This is a genomic window from Sphingobacterium sp. 2149, assembly GCF_031455655.1.
In the GTDB taxonomy this organism is placed as follows: domain Bacteria; phylum Bacteroidota; class Bacteroidia; order Sphingobacteriales; family Sphingobacteriaceae; genus Sphingobacterium.
Window position 1 is genome coordinate 26506 of record NZ_JAVDTD010000011.1, and the last position, 17269, is coordinate 43774.

Genomic DNA, 17269 nt, shown 5'->3' on the forward strand with positions numbered 1-17269 from the left:
TATGGTAGACCAAGATAGGAAAACTGCAAGTGCAGCCAAATGAATTATACGGGTATTCCCGTAGAAAAATAAATAGATTGATAACATTAAAATTAAATAACATGGAAAGCAAAGAACTTCAATTTAAAACAAACCTTAACTGTGGGGGCTGTGTGTCTAAAGTAAGTGCTGATCTGGATAATATGGACGGTATCTATGAGTGGAGTGTTGACACTGCGAATGCAGACAAGATCTTGACAGTAAAATCTGATGGTGTTTCAGAGGAAGAAATCATTGAAATTATCAAAAAGAAGGGCTTTAATGCCATGGCCTACTCTGCATAATTCTTCAATAAATCTATAGAAGCGCTATTATTAAACCACATCCTAAAAGTTAGACAAAACTTTTAGGGTGTTTTTTTGAGGTATGAAAGGTGTTGGTTTATTCACTTTTTAATTCCCTGAAAAGCGCTTGCAATTTTTTAATTTTATTTTTATTGTCGCTTATTTTGTTTATAGTCAGCGACTTAGATTGTGTAAGGATATGTGACATTTGCGGCCCCGAATAATTAAGATTAAATTAGCTCATGCTTTGAAAAATTGGCCCCCAAGACTATAAGGTTGAGAAGATATACGAATTTTTGATCTAGGCTTTTGGCTTTACTTCAAAAAAACGCTTAGCGAGGGAGGATTTATTTGTAAATGAAATAATTTTAATGAAACAAAAGACAATGAGTATAAGGTTTAATAGCAGATCTATTTTTTTTGGACTTGTCGCGTTATCGACCGGTTTATTTTTTGGCTGTGGAAATCCAGGTACTAAAAATGAGGTCAAGACCGAAAAGGTGGAGGAACCTGCTGAAGTTAGTGCACCTACAACCCAGGAGTTATCTTTTAAGGATAAAGAGGGTAAGGTTCTTCCATTAAGTGCTTTAAAAGGTAAGGTCGTGTTTATCAATTTCTGGGCGACCTGGTGTCCTCCATGTATCCATGAACTACCTTCGATTGACCAGCTTAGGCAATCGCTTAAAGATCATAAGGATATCGTTTTTCTCATGGTAGATGTTGATGGCGACATGGAGAAGTCTTCCGCATTTATGGCAGAAAATAAGTATGACCTACCTCTTTATATAGCAGCGGGGGATATTCCTGCAGAATTCTTAGGACAATCCATACCGACAACAGTCATCATGGATAAAGCTGGAAAGATCGTAGAACGCCTGGAGGGAAGCCGTGACTATGGAACTCCTGAGATAAAAAAAGCATTGCAGGATATCGCAAGTGGCAGCTAACGATCAACTGTTGCAATCGCTATTTTCTATAGATGGAGAATAGAATTTGAAAAGAAAAACAGTATTTTCGCGTTGTCAAGTTAATTTATAGCGATGTCCGAACTTCAAGAGCAGACTGCAGTCAGAACGACTTATTTTAGTATTGTGGGTAATGCATTACTGGCCTTGTTAAAATGGCTAGCAGGTTTCTTCGGAAACTCCTATGCGCTGATTGCGGATGCCATTGAGTCAACAGCGGACATTTTCTCTTCATTTTTAGTGCTTCTTGGTTTAAAATATGCGCAGCGACCTGCCGATGACAATCACCCTTATGGTCATGGTCGGGTAGAACCCCTTATTACATTTATTGTCGTTGGCTTTCTCATTGTTTCCGCAACCATAATCGCTTATGAAAGTATTGAGAATATAGGAACGCCACATGATCTACCCAAACCCTGGACGCTACTTGTGCTGGGGGGAATTATTGTTTGGAAGGAAGTTTCCTATAGAATCGTTATGAAGAAAAGTAAAGAAACGAATAGCTCTTCACTTCGTGCGGACGCTTGGCACCATCGAAGCGATGCGATAACATCAGTTGCAGCTTTCATTGGGATATCTATTGCATTGTTGCTCGGAAAAGGATACGAAAATGCGGATGACTATGCGGCATTATTTGCTGCTGGATTTATACTCTATAACTGTTATCATATTTTCAGACCAGCGCTTGGCGAGATCATGGATGAAAATGTCTACGATGAAGTCATTGATGATATCCGAAAAGAGGCATTAAAAGTTGAGGGGATAAAAGCGACAGAAAAATGTTTTGTTCGTAAATCCGGAGCGAAATATCATGTCGATCTCCATGCTATTGTCGATAGTGAAATTACAGTACGAGCAGGGCATGAGCTGGCGCATCAACTTAAGGACCATCTGAAAGCACATATTCCTGACCTTGGTCATGTGATGATCCATATCGAACCGAACGAATGCCGCTGGGAAGGAAATTAAAAATGGCAGCACATATCTCTTTTCTCGAACGGTGCCGCCATTTGATTTTTTATAAACTTAGGTGTTTTCTGCTTCAAGCAACTCGATCTGCCATTTAATCTGATCAGCTTGAATAGGGTAATTGACATGATTTCTTAAGCTTTCATAAATAGCTTCAAATAGCTGATTATAATCTCCTTTATGTGGGGTTACGAAAGATTCATGTTTTTGATTAGCGGCATCTATGGTCACGAGTTTCCCTTCGAGTCCTGCTGGCTCAAGGCCATAAGATGGATCGTCAGGTAGCATACCATCCAGCAATTGCTGTTCTTGCACATCCGTCATGTTTTTGACAAAACTTCCTTTTGTACCATGTAGGACAAAGGCTGGTTGTGGAGAAGCGACCAGCAGACTGCCCGTTAAGTAGACGTTCAGTTCAGCTGGATAGTAGAGATGATAGTGAAAGTAGTCTGCAACTTTTGAATCTGGTCTGTTAATAGACGTCGTCTTGCTGAATTTAATCGGCTTTCCAAAAAGGGAGATTGCCTGATCGAGAAGGTGAGGACCGAGGTCATAGGTAATACCATTGGAAATATACTGCGTATCTTCCTTGAAGTATTTTTGTCCCAATTCCATTTTATAGCGATCAAATCTGAAATGCACTTCAATCAGCTTTCCTAATTCTCCACTTTCTATTACTTTCTTAAGATCTAAAAAATGACTATCATAGCGTCTATTTTGATAGAAAAATAATTGTTTTCCTTGTTGTTTACTAATGGCAAGCAGCGCATCGAATTGTGCTGAGTCATCGACAGCGGGCTTTTCTATCAAAACATGTTTACCTGCTTCTAGGGCTTCTTTGGCATATTGAAAATGTGTATAGTTTGGTGTATTCACAATAACCAGTTCTATAGTATCGTCAGCTAGTAAGTCAGCCATAGTATCGTAACTTATTATTCCGGGATAGAATTCATGCGCGGCCTTTTTCGAGCGTTCCACAACGGCACTGAGATTGAAATGTGGATTGGTAGATATAAATGGTGCGTGAAAGACACGCCCAGACATGCCGAAACTAAGTATTCCTGTGTTAATTTGAGTATATTTCATTGTGTTTAAAATACGGCAGATTTCGCCAGTTATTATTTTATTTATGGACAGCTCAAGTGCTTTTTTTATTATTTCGCCCGTATCGATTTTCTATTTCTAACGTATTTTAGATAGCCAATTACGCAATTCTTTTGTCGTCAGTAGATAAACCGGAGAGCGCCGAGGAAAAGCGGATGTTCTACTATACTTGTAATGAATAGTAATGTTCCTGTTTTGAGATCATGCTATAAATATATAATTTTATACTGTGTATTGCAATATTCGGTTTTCTATTTATTTGAAGGTTAACAGCCTATTGCAAATGGAATGAGTTATTTGCCCTGAAATTGGCTTATTTTTTTAGCGTATAATGGATGGGCGTATTGAACGTTGATCAGCAATAATTTCGCTCATCTTCTATTGTAACCAATTATAATGTCCGCTTTTACAGGCTATTGTTAAAAGCAATATTAAAGTAATTAAAGTCAATGAAAATATGAATAATATCGTAAAAATTGCAGGCGCTATTCTGTTCGTCGTTTTAAGCGGCTGTAACGTACAGCGTAATGCACAGTTTAAAAAAGGAAATTGGGTATTTGGGGGCTTTGAGCGGCCCGAAGGCGTCAATCCAATTATTGAGCCAGATACGGGTTCGGTATTTTATGATCCAATTCTGAAAAAGGAAATTCGATGGGAGAATAACGATACCTTTAATCCTGCAGCGGTTGTTAAGGGAGATAGTGTGTATGTCATTTATCGTGCAGAGGACCGGACAGGAAAAGCGATTGGCCACCGTACCTCCAGGCTGGGACTAGCAGCCAGTGCAGATGGTATTCATTTCGAACGACTCAAAACACCGGTATTCTATCCTGCTCCCGACGACCAACAGGATAATGAATGGCCTGGTGGGACTGAGGATCCTCGGATAGCGCAAACAGAGGATGGGCGCTTTGTCATGTTTTACACCCAATGGAACCGAAAGGTGCCGCGCTTAGGTTTAGCCATCTCTTCTGATCTGAAACACTGGGTTAAATATGGACCTATTTTTAAAAAATCGAAAAATAAGCCCAATTTAATCAATGAGCCGCATAAATCAGCCTCAATTGTGACCGTATTGAAAGGCAATAAGCAGGTCGTTGCTAAAATCAACGGAAAATATTGGTTGTACTGGGGTGAGTACGGTGTTTATGGTGCCACATCCGATAATTTGATTGACTGGGAACCCGTACTAGACAATAGAGGAGCAATGAAACCCTTCATCTCTCCAAGGCATGGTTATTTCGATAGCGCATTGACTGAGTGCGGTCCTCCGGCAGTGCTTACGGATAAAGGAATTTTGTTGTTATACAATGGTAAGAATCATGCTGCGAAAGGAGATATGCGTTTTGCTAAAAACACCTATTCTGCGGGGCAGGTTCTATTTGATCCGCGAGATCCTACGCGCGTATTGGCGCGAATGGATGTTCCTTTTTTGCGCCCCATGGAATCTTTCGAGAAAAGCGGGCAATATATAGACGGAACGGTTTTTATCGAAGGATTGGTCTTTTTTAAACAAAAATGGTTTTTATATTATGGCTGTGCAGACTCTAGAGTTGCTGTAGCTATTTATAATCCGCGCTATCCACCGCTAATGGATCCTGTACCTGGATTGTAAAAGGGAAGAAGTTTTATTTGAAATTTGTTTAGATTATGGGTAGCTGGTCAAAGAGAATTTATTTAGTTGGCTGGGAACCTACCAAATAAAAAAAGGCAGATCATTTGATCTGCCTTTTTGGGTAAGTAATCGGGCTCGAACCGACGACCCCTAGAACCACAATCTAGTGCTCTAACCAACTGAGCTATACCTACCGTGATTTTGATGATACAAAAGTACGATTAAACCCTATTCCCTCCAAATATTTGACTGAAAAAAAACAGCGTTTAAAGTCAACTAGGTGAAGATTAGTTTATTAAATTTTAATAAAAAACATCGAAGCGCGTCCATATTGGCAGGAATGTTTACTTTAATAATCCAGAAGTTCCCGTTTGCTTTTCGTTTTTTACAAAAAAGGCGGTTTCTATTATAGAAACCGCCTTTTTTGTAAGGGGAACTTATATTAAATCATTTCTACACTTCTCTTCACAAATGATGTTAGATCGGCTCCGGACAATAAACCTCTGGATAAGAGTGCTAAATCAAAAGCTTGTTTTGCCAGTTTTGAACCCTCTTCGTCGGATGCTGATAAAATTCTTTTGATCAGTGGGTGGTTACCGTTGACAGTTACCTTATAATTGTCGGGCAATGAACCATAGAAATTCATACCACCACCACCTGTCTTGGCCATATCTTTCATTCGGCGCATAAATTCATCAAGCGTTACAGATACGGGCAGATCACCTTCATTTAACGCGTCAACTTCAACTTTCATATCTTGGCGTGAAATTGCTTTTTCGAAAACCTCCAGCGCTTTTTTGGATTCTTCTTCCGAAAGAGCCAGCTCGACTTTTTCGTCTTTCTGAATCAATTTATCGATAACGTCAGCATCCACACGTTTCAATTGAACCTTTTCACCGCCCTTTTGCTCCAAATAAGCTGCGAAGTGCGTATCCAGTGGGCCATCAAGCGTCAAGACATCATAGCCTTTATTTAAAGCAGTTTGGATAAAGCCATCTTGTTGGGCAGCATCATGTGTATATAAGTAGACAATGTTTCCATCTTTATCTACTTGAATGTCTTTGACTTTTTCGTAATATTCTTTGATGGTAAAACTTTCGTTGTTCGTGTTTTTTACTAAACAGAAGTCATTTGCTTTTTCCGCAAATTTCTCATCGCTTAGCATACCATATTTGATAAATAAGCCGATATCCGTCCATTTCTCTTCAAAGCCCTTGCGGTCAGTCTTAAATATTTCGTTCAATTTGTCAGCCACCTTTTTGGTGATATAACTATTGATTTTCTTGACGTTGCTATCAGCCTGCAAAAATGAACGCGATACGTTCAATGGGATGTCTGGAGAATCGATCACCCCGTGAAGTAACATCAAGAATTCTGGAACAATATCTTTCACTTCGTCGGTAATGAACACCTGTCTAGAGTAAAGCTTAATTTTATTGCGCTGGATCTCCAGTTCATTTTTAACTTTAGGAAAGTAAAGGATACCGGTCAGGTTGAATGGGTAATCGACGTTGAGGTGGATCCAAAACAATGGTTCATCCATTGAATACGGATACAGCTCGCGGTAGAATGCCAGATAATCTTCATCTTTTAACTCAGACGGTGACTTTGTCCAGGCAGGGTTAGTATTATTGATGATGTTGTCTACCTCTACAGATTTGTATTTTGGTTTTCCTTCTTCGTCTTCACCATCCGGTTCAGAATTGGTCTTGCTCCCAAAACGAATGGGTACAGGAAGGAATTTAGCATACTTATCTAGAATATCCTGTAAACGTGCCTGGCTTAAAAATTCAGTTGATTCTTCGTTAATATGTAAAATGACATCAGTACCACGTGTGGTTCTTGTTCCTGTAGAAATTTCGTAAGATGTACTACCGTCGCAAGTCCAGTGAGCCGGTTCTGCGCCATCCTGATAAGATAAGGATTGGATTTCCACCGTATCGGCGACCATAAATGCGGAATAGAAGCCTAAACCAAAACGGCCAATGATTTCATTTGCATCATTTGCTTCTTTGAATTTTTCCATGAACTCTGTGGCCCCTGAGAAAGCGATCTGGTTGATGTATTTTTTTATCTCCTCTGCTGTCATACCAATACCATTGTCGGAAATAGTGATGGTTTTGGCAGCTTCATCAAATTTTACATCTACAATCAATTCGCCTGTTTCACCTTGATATTGACCTAAAGAAGCCAGGCGTTTGATTTTTTGAGAAGCATCAACGGCATTAGATACCAGTTCACGCAAGAAAATTTCATTATCGGAATATAAGAACTTTTTGATTACGGGAAATATGTTCTCCGTGTGAATTGAAATACTACCTTTTTCTGGATTCATAATTTATATGTCGCTATTTTTAATTTTATGATTTGTTAAAAACGTACAATCTGTGTTCCAAATCGGTTTTAATAGGACATGATGGCAGGAAACTTCCCATTTTGTCATACATCTATGGGTCGCTTCTATCGGATCTTAAAGGGAACTGTCAGCAAGCGAAAGCCCCTTAGCCTAATTCAGGCTAGGGCTCTGTGGAAAGTTGGCAACATGTGCATATTTAGGGCCAAGTCCAATAATGGCATCCTTCCATAGCAATTCACCATTCCCTTCAAAAATGAGCTGATGGTGGTATTTATTCTGTACAGCCCAGCTATTCTCTTTGATTTCCCCGTCCAGTTGACCTGCAGACCATCCGGAATAGCCGATAAAGAATTTTAATTCGTCAGCTTTTATGCTATCCGTTTGGATGGCTTCGATAAGCTTCTCTTCATCGCCTCCGAAATAGATTCCAGGAGCAACTTCTTCGCCACTCAGCAATAAATCAAACCGGTTATGTACAAAAAAGAGGCTTTCCTGAGCCACGGGGCCACCCACGTAGATGGGAAAATTGCAATCCGGTATAGATTCCAATAATTGGCCTATGCGGACATTGGTTTGATTATTTAAAACAAAGCCGAGAGATCCCTCCGTATTGTATTCACATAGCAATATCACGGATCTGAGGAATCTAGGGTCTAACATAAACGGTTCGGAAATTAACAGACTTCCTTTTTGTGGGTCAAGTTCGGTAAACATATAGCGCGTATTTTAATGAGTTGTTGATCTAATCTTTTTTAATTAGAACTATGCGAGATTTGTGCCAAAATTGGGATTTTGTCAATTTCTACTAACTTTATAGAGAAAAAGCAATGATTTTAGTAAGTTTGTAGGACATAAATATAGGTTTCTATGTCCATTCAACATAAAGATATTGCAGCAATCAGACAGGATTACGTATTAGGTAGCCTATCTGAATCGGATGTGGATCGTGATCCAGTCCACCAGTTTAAAAAATGGTTTGATGCGGCTATTCACAGCGAGGTGACCGAACCCAATGCTATGGTGCTTTCAACCGTCTCTTCCCATCATTTGCCGTCCTCTCGAGTTGTTCTATTGAAGGATATTGTAGCAGAAGGTTTAGTCTTTTTTACAAATTATGAGAGTCGTAAAGGGGAAGACATGAAAGCTAATCCGCATGCTGCATTATTGTTTTTCTGGCCTGAATTACAGCGGCAGGTCCGGATCGAAGGTGTTATTGATTTTGTAAGTGAGGCCGATTCGGATGAATATTTTCAATCACGACCCAAAGCGAGCCGTATCGGTGCACTGGCTTCCCCGCAGAGCCACGAGATTCCAAACCGCAGTTTTTTGGAAAACAGGGTGGAAGAATTCGAGCACCAATATAATGGAAGCGAAGCTGTACCTAGACCATCACATTGGGGCGGCTATCTGCTGAAACCGATTTATTTCGAGTTCTGGCAGGGACGTGCAAGCCGGCTGCATGATCGTATCGTTTATAAAAAAGTGTCTGATTCCTGGAAGATTACACGTATAGCTCCATAAATATGACATTTGACGAAATTAAATCGATGTTGGTTTCCAGATTTGGAACTCAAATTATTCTTAAGGAAGATCGCAATGGGCTGCAGCCTGCATTATTTATTGATAAGGCCGATATAATAGCCGTCTGTTTGTTCCTGAGGGATACAGAGGGGCTGTACTTTGATTTTTTAAGCAATCTTACTGCGGTGGACTATCAAACGCATTTTACCGTTGTCTATCATCTCAATTCATTGCCTTATCAACACGGTTTGGTCTTAAAAGTTGAGCTGTCTGGTCATCGTTCGCTGGACGAATTACCTGAGATTCCTTCGCTTACTTCGGTATGGCGTACGGCAGATTGGCATGAACGGGAAGCGTTTGACCTGATGGGAATTTATTTTGAGGGACACCCGGATCTTAGAAGGATTCTGCTTCCCGACGATTGGGAAGGGTATCCTCTGCGCAAGGATTATCAAGAGGCAGAAACATATCATGGCATTCATATTAATTGATCGAAATGGCGAATCCAAAATATAGAGAGGCACTAGTGCGCTATGAAAAACACCTTACAGCGATATCCAGTCAGGAAATGGTGTTAAACATGGGGCCTCAGCATCCTTCGACGCATGGCGTACTCCGGCTTCAGCTGATTACAGACGGAGAGGTTGTGAAAGAGGTTGTTCCCCATTTAGGGTATCTACACCGCTGTTTTGATAAGCATGCCGAATCGTTAAATTATGCAAAGACAATTCCTTTTACTGATCGTCTAGATTATCTAGCCTCAATGAATAATAGTCATGCTTTCGTTATGGGTGTCGAACGCATGCTTGGTCTCGACAGTAGGCTACCCAAAAGAATAGAGTACATCCGGGTGCTGGTCTGTGAACTCAATCGAATTGCATCGCACCTGATTGCTATTGGAACATATGGTATTGATATCGGTGCAACAACGCCGTTTCTCTGGTGTTTTCGTGACCGTGAACATATTATGAATATGCTTGAGTGGGCTTCTGGTTCCCGGATGTTGTACAACTATATTTGGGTTGGTGGTTTGTTTTATGATTTGCCTGTTGGCTTTGAAGCACGTTGTGCAGAATTTATTGCATACTTCAAACCTAAATTGGTCGAACTGGATGAGATATTAACTCAGAATCAGATATTTATATCCCGTACGGCTAAAATAGGTGTACTTCCTGCTGACGTTGCGATAAATTATGGTGTATCGGGACCTATGCTGCGGGCTTCGGGTATAAAATGGGATTTGAGACGAATAGATGGCTATTCGGTTTATCCAGAGATTGATTTTGAGATACCTGTAGGAACAGGTGAAATGGGAACACTCGGTGATTGCTGGGACCGTTATAAAGTTAGGGTAGATGAGGTCAAGCAATCTGTTCGCATCGTTGAGCAATGCCTTGAACGATTGCAGAAAGATTTTAAACGTACAGCCGAATTTGATCCGCGGGCTCTTGTACCGAAGAAAGTAAATTTGAAAGCTCAGGATTATTATGTGCGTGCTGAAAATCCGAAGGGAGAATTGGGTTTTTACTTTGTCACAAAAGATAAATCAGATATTCCATTGCGTGTAAAATCAAGGGGGCCAAGTTTCAATAACCTTTCGGTGATTTCAGAACTCGGAAAAGGCGTGCTGATTGCTGATTTGATTGCAATTCTTGGATCTATCGATATCGTTTTAGGAGAGGTGGATCGTTAGATTGCGGTAGTATGCATGTTTTATAAACGATTTAGCAAAACAAAATAGGGATTGTATTGAAAATGTTGCAGGAAAACGCAAATAAATTTGTAAATGAAAGCAATTTTCATCATATTTGCAGTCTCATAATTTAAGTTTATAATTGGTTAATGAAAGCTCGTTACTCCCAAAGTAGCGGGCTTTTCTTTTTTTTTATCGATGCACCTATTAATGTAAGTTATTAATGATTTCGGTGTTGGTTTGCGCTTGAAGGGTTTACTGCTTTTTCATCTGTGCAATGTTGATTATCCTGTATATTTCGTCGAATTCCTGCACTAGAATTTAACGTAAATGATTACCTTTACTGGTCTTAAATATAAAAAAGTGACGGATAGTTTAGTTATCATTCCAACATATAATGAAAAGGAAAATATTGAAAAAATCATTCGCAAAGTTTTTTCCTTATCACATGCATTTGATATTTTAATTGTAGATGATGGTTCCCCGGATGGAACGGCTACCATCATCAAGAATTTACAGCTTCATGAATTTACTGGCCGTTTGTTTATCGAAGAGCGAACCGGGAAACTAGGGCTGGGAACGGCGTATATTCATGGATTTAAATGGGCGCTATCCCGCGAACATTACCATTATATTTTTGAAATGGATGCAGATTTCAGCCACAATCCAGAGGACTTGCTTCGTTTACGGCAGGCTTGCGTGGATGGTGCTGATATGAGTATAGGTTCGCGTTATATCAAGGGCGTGAATGTGGTCAATTGGCCAATGAGCCGGGTACTGATGTCGTATTTTGCTTCGGTATATGTTCGTTTTATAACAGGGATAGATATCCAGGATGCTACTGCCGGATTTGTTTGTTTTACAAGGGAAGTCCTTGGAACAATCCCGCTCGACAAGATTAAGTTTGTAGGCTATGCCTTTCAGATTGAAATGAAATTCACAGCCATAAAATATGGCTTTAAGGTGGTCGAAGTACCCATTATATTTACAGATCGGACCGAAGGTACATCAAAGATGAGTACGAGTATCTTTAAGGAAGCATTTTTTGGTGTAATCCAATTAAAATTAGGTAGTATCGGAAAGCGCTATAAGAGAAATTAAAAATATTGCCACAATGAACGAGAATTTAGATCCAAATGCAGAACGTCTCAGTAATACCGACCGTGATATTGAACGAGCATTGCGGCCTCAGGCTTTTGAAGACTTTACCGGACAGGCTAAAATATTAGAGAACCTCAATATTTTTGTGAAAGCGGCTAGGCTGAGAGGCGAGGCGCTGGATCACGTTTTGCTGCATGGCCCTCCGGGCTTAGGAAAAACAACTTTGTCGCATATTATTGCGAATGAGATGGGGGTTGGTATCAAAATTACTTCAGGACCTGTATTGGATAAACCGGGTGATTTAGCAGGGTTATTAACAAATTTGGAAGAAGGTGATGTTTTGTTTATCGATGAGATTCATCGATTAAGTCCTTTGGTGGAAGAATATCTTTATTCGGCTATGGAGGATTTCAAAATTGACATCATGCTGGAAACAGGACCAAATGCACGTTCTGTTCAGATTTCCCTGAATCCGTTTACCTTGATCGGGGCCACAACACGCTCGGGACTTTTGACTGCCCCCTTGCGTGCACGCTTTGGAATTAATTCACGCCTCCAATATTACGATGCAAAATTGCTGACAACTATTGTGTTGCGCTCGGCTCATATCTTAAACACACCGATATCCGAGGAAGGGGCCTATGAGATTGCGCGGAGGAGCAGGGGTACACCCCGGATAGCCAATGCTTTACTGCGCCGTACACGGGATTTTGCTCAGATAAAAGGTAACGGAAGCATCGATAAAGAAATAGCGAAATATGCTTTGCACGCGCTTAATGTGGATGAAAATGGTTTAGACGAGATGGACAACAAAATCTTAACGACTATTATAGACAAATTTAAAGGAGGACCTGTCGGACTAAAAACTGTAGCTACTGCTGTTGGTGAGGATGAAGGTACGATTGAGGAAGTCTATGAACCCTTTTTGATTCAAGAAGGGTACATTATGCGGACCTCAAGGGGTCGCGAGTGTACCGAAGCGGCCTATAAGCACTTGGGCCGTGTCAATCATTCGAAAGGAAACACACTGTTTTAAGCGCGAATGAAAAGTGTATTTTAACTTTTCTGCTGCATAATTTTATTAGTCCGGCTCATTAGGGCTGGACTAGGTTTTGTCCGTTGAAAATAGTTTATTTGCGCCTGTAACTCCTCCTGTACCCAGGGATGCTTTTTTCGTAGGTTATTTAAGACGTCCAGGCAGTTGACCAATACAGCGACAGGACAGGGAGGGTCGATCATCCATTGGAAGGAGTACTCGATGATTTGTTCTTCCGCCTCATTCCCAAGTGTATATTCTTTATTTTTTTTCGACGTCAAAAATAGCAGAACCTCAGTGTAACTTCTAAGGCAGCTCCAATTCTTTTGTTTTTTTAAATTATCCAGGAATTGTGGGAGAACAGATTTTAGCAGTGCCGTATTTTTTAAAACGATGGTTTCAAAAACCCATGCGGCGCGAAAGGCGATCTTTTTATCTTTCTCTAAGGAAATATTCAACAGATCGCTTAGTGTTATTCCCTGAAGAATATCCAAAGAAAAATCCGCTACCTCGAAAGATCTCAAGGTAACGGATAGAAATGCTAATTTTTCATCGTATGTCATATAGCCGTTATCTTTGTGGCTTTTCCCGATTTATTTCGGTCATGTCGACCTCGTTCATTTTGGAATCGCCCAACAGATACTGGCTAAAGTAATCGCCCATTTTCCAAAAGAAATACTCTGTCATATCACCAAAACCATGTCTTTGTCCCGGTAATAGTAAGAAATCAAATCTTTTGTTGGCTTTAATGAGTGCATCGACCATTCGAATCGAGTTAGCCGGGTGTACATTGTTATCGATATCGCCGGTGGCGATCAATAGTTTACCTTTAAGATTTTTTGCGATCTCTGTATTTTTATTGATCTGGTACGAGAACGTAGTATCTCCTTTAGCGGATACCTTTTCTGTTACACCATGATGGCGCTCGCTCCACCAGCGGTTGTAGATTTGGTTTTCATGATTTGCTGCTCCAGACACGGCAACTTTAAAGAAATCAGGATACACAAGCATCGCTGCTGTAGACATAAATCCTCCCCCGGAGTGGCCAGTTATACCCACACGGTTAATATCAATATATTTATAGCGGTCAGCAAGCTGTTCTGCGGCCACTTTTTTATCTTCCAAACCATAGTCGCGCAGATTTCCGTAACCATAGGTATGGTACCACTGCGAACGTGAAGGATGTCCGCCACGGTTACCGACGGTGATGACGATAAAACCGAACTGTGCTAGCCTGTCGATTCGGTCCATGCTTCTGCCAAATGACTTATTGACCGCTTCGGTCTGAGGCCCAGGGTAGACATATTCGACAATGGGGTACATTCTGGTGCTGTCAAAATCAAATGGTTTATACATCACCCCATAAAGATCCGTGGTACCATCTCCAGCTTTTACTTTAAAGGGTTCCGGAAATTTGTAACCAGCAGCAAAAAGTAACGACAGATCGGCCTTTTCCAATGTCATTACTTTTTGTCCATTGCTATTGTACAAGACAGATTCGGGCGTTGTGTTGACCCTGGAGGAGTTATTAACAAAGTACCTAGAAGATTCACTCATTTCCACCTGGTGATCAAAGTTTCCCGGGTTTAATAATTTAATACCAGAGCCTCCTGTATTTATACTATATTGGTGCAGATAATAAGGGTCTTCGTTTTTCTCACGGCCCGATGCTGTAAAGTATAGTGTTCCTGAAGCAGGGTCTAAACCAGTAATTTCTTCCGAATGAAAGGCACCTTTTGTAATCTGATTAATCAATTTTCCATTTGTGTCGTACAGGTAGTAATGGCCCCATCCGTCTCTTTCTGACCAATGGATCAATTGTTTTTTATATTCAATCAGGAATGGTTTTTGAGCATCCAGATAGACATTGGAGCGTTCTTGGATAATGTTGTTTACTGTGCCATTTACATTGACTTTTAGGAGGTCAATCCGTTTGAGGTCGCGGCTAGAACGTGAAATGTAAAATTCCTCGTTATTGCCTAACCAGTAATTGATAAAGTAATCCTCTTTATACGAATTTTTATCCGGAGTTTTTGTCCAGGTTGAGAGGGTCTGATTTTTAAACGCGGACACATCGATGCGACGTGGAGTTTTTGCTCCTGCATCAAAGATATAAAGTTCAGTTTCCGTCGAATCGACCTCACCTGGCATTTGGTATTTATACGTTTCAAGTGTGGGGCGGGATGAGCCAACATTATTGATTACCCACAAAGGTTTTAATGAACGGTTGTCCTTTCTGCTCAAGGTAAAATAACGCCCATCTGGCGACCAGCTGATCCATACCCGCTTACGTTTAGGTTCATTTTCTTTATCTTTTTCTTTTTCGTCACCAGTAGTTGTACTGTATTCATCGCCGCCCCAAGCATAATATTGCACACCGTCTTTTGTAATTTGGTGTTCTACAATGGTGCTGTCCTTTTCATTTTTTACCGCTTTAAGATAGTTGGACCTGTCCATCCAATACAAATTGTAGTCTTTTGCAAAGTAAACTGTATTGGTATCAGGGGAGAAGCTCGCCCAAGCCAAAGGTGGTTTTACTTTTGTCGAGTCACTGATTTCTAAGACAGACTTTGTTGCCAGATCGTATTCCAGATAAAATAGTTTCTTTTTGGTGGTATCGGACTTATTCTTGAGTTTTTGTATTTCATCCTTGGATTTGACGGTATCTTGCGTACTCTGAACCTGAAATCTTAATTTCTTCTCATCTTTAGTAAACCGAAGCCCTTGTAATTCCAGGTGTTGGGCATCTACAGGGTTTTTAACGATTTTAGTAATTTGAGCGGCGATGTCGTCATTATTGAAAAGGAGTTCTTTCTTTTTCAGGGCGGGATTAACAATGTACCAGTTTCTTCCCTGCGGGCTTGCGTAATCATACCAAAAGCGATCAGAAAAATTGATCCAGTTTGGTTTGATACTGGTTGAAAAAATCATTTTCTTTAATTTTTCAGGGGAAAATTTCGCTGCCAACTGATAGTTGGCCTTTATAGGCACCTCTTTCGCCTGTTGTGCGGTACCCATATAGGGTAATAAGCTGACCGCTAAGATAAAGTAGAACTTATGCATTAAATAATAATATAGATAATCGTGCAATAATGGTTTTGGATGTAAAAATATCTATAATGAGGTTCTTTTGCGAATGATTCGTGTAATAATCCTATGATGGATAGAAGTTTTCACTGAAATTAACCAAAAAAAGCTCCTTTGTTGCCCGTGTCACCCCGGTATATAGCCATCTTAAAAATTCAAGATCCAACATGTCATCGTTTAAATAACCCTGGTCTACAAAGACGATTGGCCACTGGCCGCCCTGCGCTTTGTGGCAGGTAATTGCAAATGCAAATTTAATCTGAAGTGCATTATAATAGGGATCTTTTTTGATTGCTTCGAGGCGGTCTTTTTTATCCATAATATCGGCATAATCTAAGGCGATCTCTTCGTAGAGTGCTTTTTGGGTTTCATAGGGCAGGTTGGGACTATCCGTATAGAGGCTGTCTAGGATGACGCGGCAAGTGATAGGTTCTATTTCGTCAATGTCTACAAATTCAAGTGTGACATCTGCAAATCGAAATCCATGCTGGTCATGGATATTGCTCACTTTTCGTACTTTGGCCATATCGCCGTTTGCGATAAATCCATCGCCCAGGTTATTTTCCTGTAGCCAGAAGTAGTTGTTTTTTACAACCATAATATAATCTCCGCCGGTCAGTTCCTCATCCCGAAATAAGATCCTATTTCTTATATTTTGATTGTACAAATTTGCGGAGCGGTTTGAACGGCAGATAATCATTGTATTTTCGAGTCCATATTTGTCATAGGCATAGTTTATCCCTTCGATTAATCGTTCACCTGTCATTCTGTAAAGGTCTTTGAATCCTTTAGTTATGAATTTAGGAAAAGGAAAATTATCTTGATCTTCCTCTGCAGAGGTTATCTCTTCGCGTATTTTTGTCGCATTATACAGTATGCCAGAATCTTTGGATTGACGTACCACTGTGGTCAGCTCAAACGGATAAACGCATAGATGAAATTCATTTTCGAGATAATTTGGGTTTAATGCGGGGCTGTCCAGGAGTCCTACAGGTGGTAACTGAGCGGTATCTCCGACAAATAGTAGGGTGCAATTCTTCCCGGATTGCACATAGCGGATCAGGTCATCCAAAAGACTTCCCGAAAAGGCATTTACAGGAGCATTGGAGATCATTGAAGCTTCATCGATAATAAATAGGGTATCTTCATGAAGATTCTCCGCTAAAGTGAAATCCAGCTGAAATGAAACAGCAGATTTTTTTCGATAGATTTTCTTGTGGATTGTCAGTGCTTTGCGACCCGAATAATAGGTAATCACTTTTGCAGCCCTGCCCGTTGGAGCCAGCAAAACAGCTTTTTTGCGTAATGCTGGCAGTACTTTGACCAGCGCCGAAATTAACGTTGTCTTTCCCGTACCGGCGTATCCTCGAAGTACAAAGCAGGATTGCTTGTCAAAAGCGAGTAGAAATTCTTCCAGTAATTCGAAGGCCTCCAACTGCTGACCGGTGGCCTGCCATGGAAATTGCTGTATTAACAGATTTTTGATGAACACCTTCAAA

At 40.4% G+C, this 17269-nt stretch carries 15 protein-coding genes and 1 tRNA gene; 9 read left to right on the plus strand and 7 right to left on the minus strand.

Annotated elements, in window-relative coordinates:
• Positions 1-101 precede the first annotated feature (101 nt).
• From J2X77_RS16215 to J2X77_RS16225, 3 genes are all read left to right on the plus strand, one after another.
• A complete protein-coding gene (locus J2X77_RS16215) occupies positions 102-323 on the plus strand; it encodes a heavy-metal-associated domain-containing protein (RefSeq protein WP_209580281.1) in 222 nt (73 codons plus the stop codon).
• Positions 324-709: 386 nt separating this feature from the next.
• Complete coding sequence (locus J2X77_RS16220) at positions 710-1270, plus strand: TlpA disulfide reductase family protein (RefSeq protein WP_209580280.1); 561 nt, start codon at positions 710-712, stop codon at positions 1268-1270.
• A gap of 93 nt (positions 1271-1363) precedes the next feature.
• Positions 1364-2257, plus strand: a complete 894-nt coding sequence (locus tag J2X77_RS16225; protein ID WP_209580279.1) for a cation diffusion facilitator family transporter — start codon at positions 1364-1366, stop codon at positions 2255-2257.
• Positions 2258-2314: 57 nt separating this feature from the next.
• Here J2X77_RS16225 and J2X77_RS16230 read toward each other — a convergent pair whose 3' ends face one another.
• Entirely contained in the window at positions 2315-3343 is a 1029-nt protein-coding gene (locus J2X77_RS16230) for a Gfo/Idh/MocA family oxidoreductase (protein ID WP_209580278.1), read from the minus strand.
• A gap of 475 nt (positions 3344-3818) precedes the next feature.
• On the opposite strand from J2X77_RS16230, the gene J2X77_RS16235 reads away from it, so the two are divergent.
• Positions 3819-4976 (plus strand): glycoside hydrolase family 130 protein, encoded by a 1158-nt coding sequence (locus tag J2X77_RS16235; protein ID WP_209580269.1) that lies wholly within the window; start codon positions 3819-3821, stop codon positions 4974-4976.
• 120 nt (positions 4977-5096) lie between these two features.
• Here the strand turns inward: J2X77_RS16235 and J2X77_RS16240 are convergent.
• The 3 genes from J2X77_RS16240 to J2X77_RS16250 form a co-directional block, all read right to left on the minus strand.
• Positions 5097-5170: transfer RNA gene (locus J2X77_RS16240), tRNA-His, on the minus strand.
• Between the two features lie 248 nt (positions 5171-5418).
• Entirely contained in the window at positions 5419-7311 is a 1893-nt protein-coding gene (gene htpG / locus J2X77_RS16245) for a molecular chaperone HtpG (protein ID WP_209580267.1), read from the minus strand.
• A 171-nt stretch (positions 7312-7482) separates the two neighbouring features.
• Positions 7483-8046 (minus strand): YqgE/AlgH family protein, encoded by a 564-nt coding sequence (locus J2X77_RS16250; RefSeq protein ID WP_209580265.1) that lies wholly within the window; start codon positions 8044-8046, stop codon positions 7483-7485.
• A 153-nt stretch (positions 8047-8199) separates the two neighbouring features.
• On the opposite strand from J2X77_RS16250, the gene pdxH reads away from it, so the two are divergent.
• From pdxH to ruvB, 5 genes are all read left to right on the plus strand, one after another.
• Positions 8200-8853 (plus strand): pyridoxamine 5'-phosphate oxidase, encoded by a 654-nt coding sequence (gene pdxH, locus J2X77_RS16255; RefSeq protein ID WP_209580263.1) that lies wholly within the window; start codon positions 8200-8202, stop codon positions 8851-8853.
• Positions 8854-8855: 2 nt separating this feature from the next.
• A complete protein-coding gene (locus J2X77_RS16260) occupies positions 8856-9344 on the plus strand; it encodes an NADH-quinone oxidoreductase subunit C (protein ID WP_209580261.1) in 489 nt (162 codons plus the stop codon).
• A 5-nt stretch (positions 9345-9349) separates the two neighbouring features.
• Positions 9350-10546, plus strand: coding sequence for an NADH-quinone oxidoreductase subunit D (locus tag J2X77_RS16265; RefSeq protein ID WP_209580259.1), 1197 nt, complete (start codon positions 9350-9352; stop codon positions 10544-10546).
• Between the two features lie 363 nt (positions 10547-10909).
• Positions 10910-11647 carry a polyprenol monophosphomannose synthase gene (locus J2X77_RS16270; protein ID WP_209580342.1) on the plus strand — a complete coding sequence of 246 codons (738 nt, stop codon included), beginning with the start codon at positions 10910-10912 and terminating at the stop codon, positions 11645-11647.
• Between the two features lie 13 nt (positions 11648-11660).
• Positions 11661-12683 (plus strand): Holliday junction branch migration DNA helicase RuvB, encoded by a 1023-nt coding sequence (gene ruvB / locus J2X77_RS16275; protein ID WP_209580257.1) that lies wholly within the window; start codon positions 11661-11663, stop codon positions 12681-12683.
• Positions 12684-12703: 20 nt separating this feature from the next.
• On the opposite strand, the gene J2X77_RS16280 is transcribed toward ruvB, so the two are convergent.
• The 3 genes from J2X77_RS16280 to J2X77_RS16290 form a co-directional block, all read right to left on the minus strand.
• On the minus strand, positions 12704-13246 hold the full coding sequence (locus J2X77_RS16280) for a hypothetical protein (RefSeq protein ID WP_209580255.1): 543 nt from the start codon (positions 13244-13246) through the stop codon (positions 12704-12706).
• Positions 13247-13253: 7 nt separating this feature from the next.
• Entirely contained in the window at positions 13254-15746 is a 2493-nt protein-coding gene (locus tag J2X77_RS16285) for a DPP IV N-terminal domain-containing protein (protein ID WP_310081608.1), read from the minus strand.
• 91 nt (positions 15747-15837) lie between these two features.
• The gene (locus tag J2X77_RS16290; protein WP_209580250.1) at positions 15838-17262 is read right to left on the minus strand and encodes an ATP-dependent RecD-like DNA helicase; all 1425 of its coding nucleotides are present in this window, start codon (positions 17260-17262) and stop codon (positions 15838-15840) included.
• Positions 17263-17269: the final 7 nt, after the last annotated feature.

Coding starts and splice junctions, on each gene's coding strand:
- J2X77_RS16215 (WP_209580281.1), top strand. CDS start 102: ATGGAAAGCAAAGAACTTCAATTTAAAACAAACCTTAACTGTGGGGGC.
- J2X77_RS16220 (WP_209580280.1), top strand. CDS start 710: ATGAGTATAAGGTTTAATAGCAGATCTATTTTTTTTGGACTTGTCGCG.
- J2X77_RS16225 (WP_209580279.1), top strand. CDS start 1,364: ATGTCCGAACTTCAAGAGCAGACTGCAGTCAGAACGACTTATTTTAGT.
- J2X77_RS16230 (WP_209580278.1), bottom strand. CDS start 3,343: ATGAAATATACTCAAATTAACACAGGAATACTTAGTTTCGGCATGTCT.
- J2X77_RS16235 (WP_209580269.1), top strand. CDS start 3,819: ATGAATAATATCGTAAAAATTGCAGGCGCTATTCTGTTCGTCGTTTTA.
- htpG (WP_209580267.1), bottom strand. CDS start 7,311: ATGAATCCAGAAAAAGGTAGTATTTCAATTCACACGGAGAACATATTT.
- J2X77_RS16250 (WP_209580265.1), bottom strand. CDS start 8,046: ATGTTTACCGAACTTGACCCACAAAAAGGAAGTCTGTTAATTTCCGAA.
- pdxH (WP_209580263.1), top strand. CDS start 8,200: ATGTCCATTCAACATAAAGATATTGCAGCAATCAGACAGGATTACGTA.
- J2X77_RS16260 (WP_209580261.1), top strand. CDS start 8,856: ATGACATTTGACGAAATTAAATCGATGTTGGTTTCCAGATTTGGAACT.
- J2X77_RS16265 (WP_209580259.1), top strand. CDS start 9,350: ATGGCGAATCCAAAATATAGAGAGGCACTAGTGCGCTATGAAAAACAC.
- ruvB (WP_209580257.1), top strand. CDS start 11,661: ATGAACGAGAATTTAGATCCAAATGCAGAACGTCTCAGTAATACCGAC.
- J2X77_RS16280 (WP_209580255.1), bottom strand. CDS start 13,246: ATGACATACGATGAAAAATTAGCATTTCTATCCGTTACCTTGAGATCT.
- J2X77_RS16285 (WP_310081608.1), bottom strand. CDS start 15,746: ATGCATAAGTTCTACTTTATCTTAGCGGTCAGCTTATTACCCTATATG.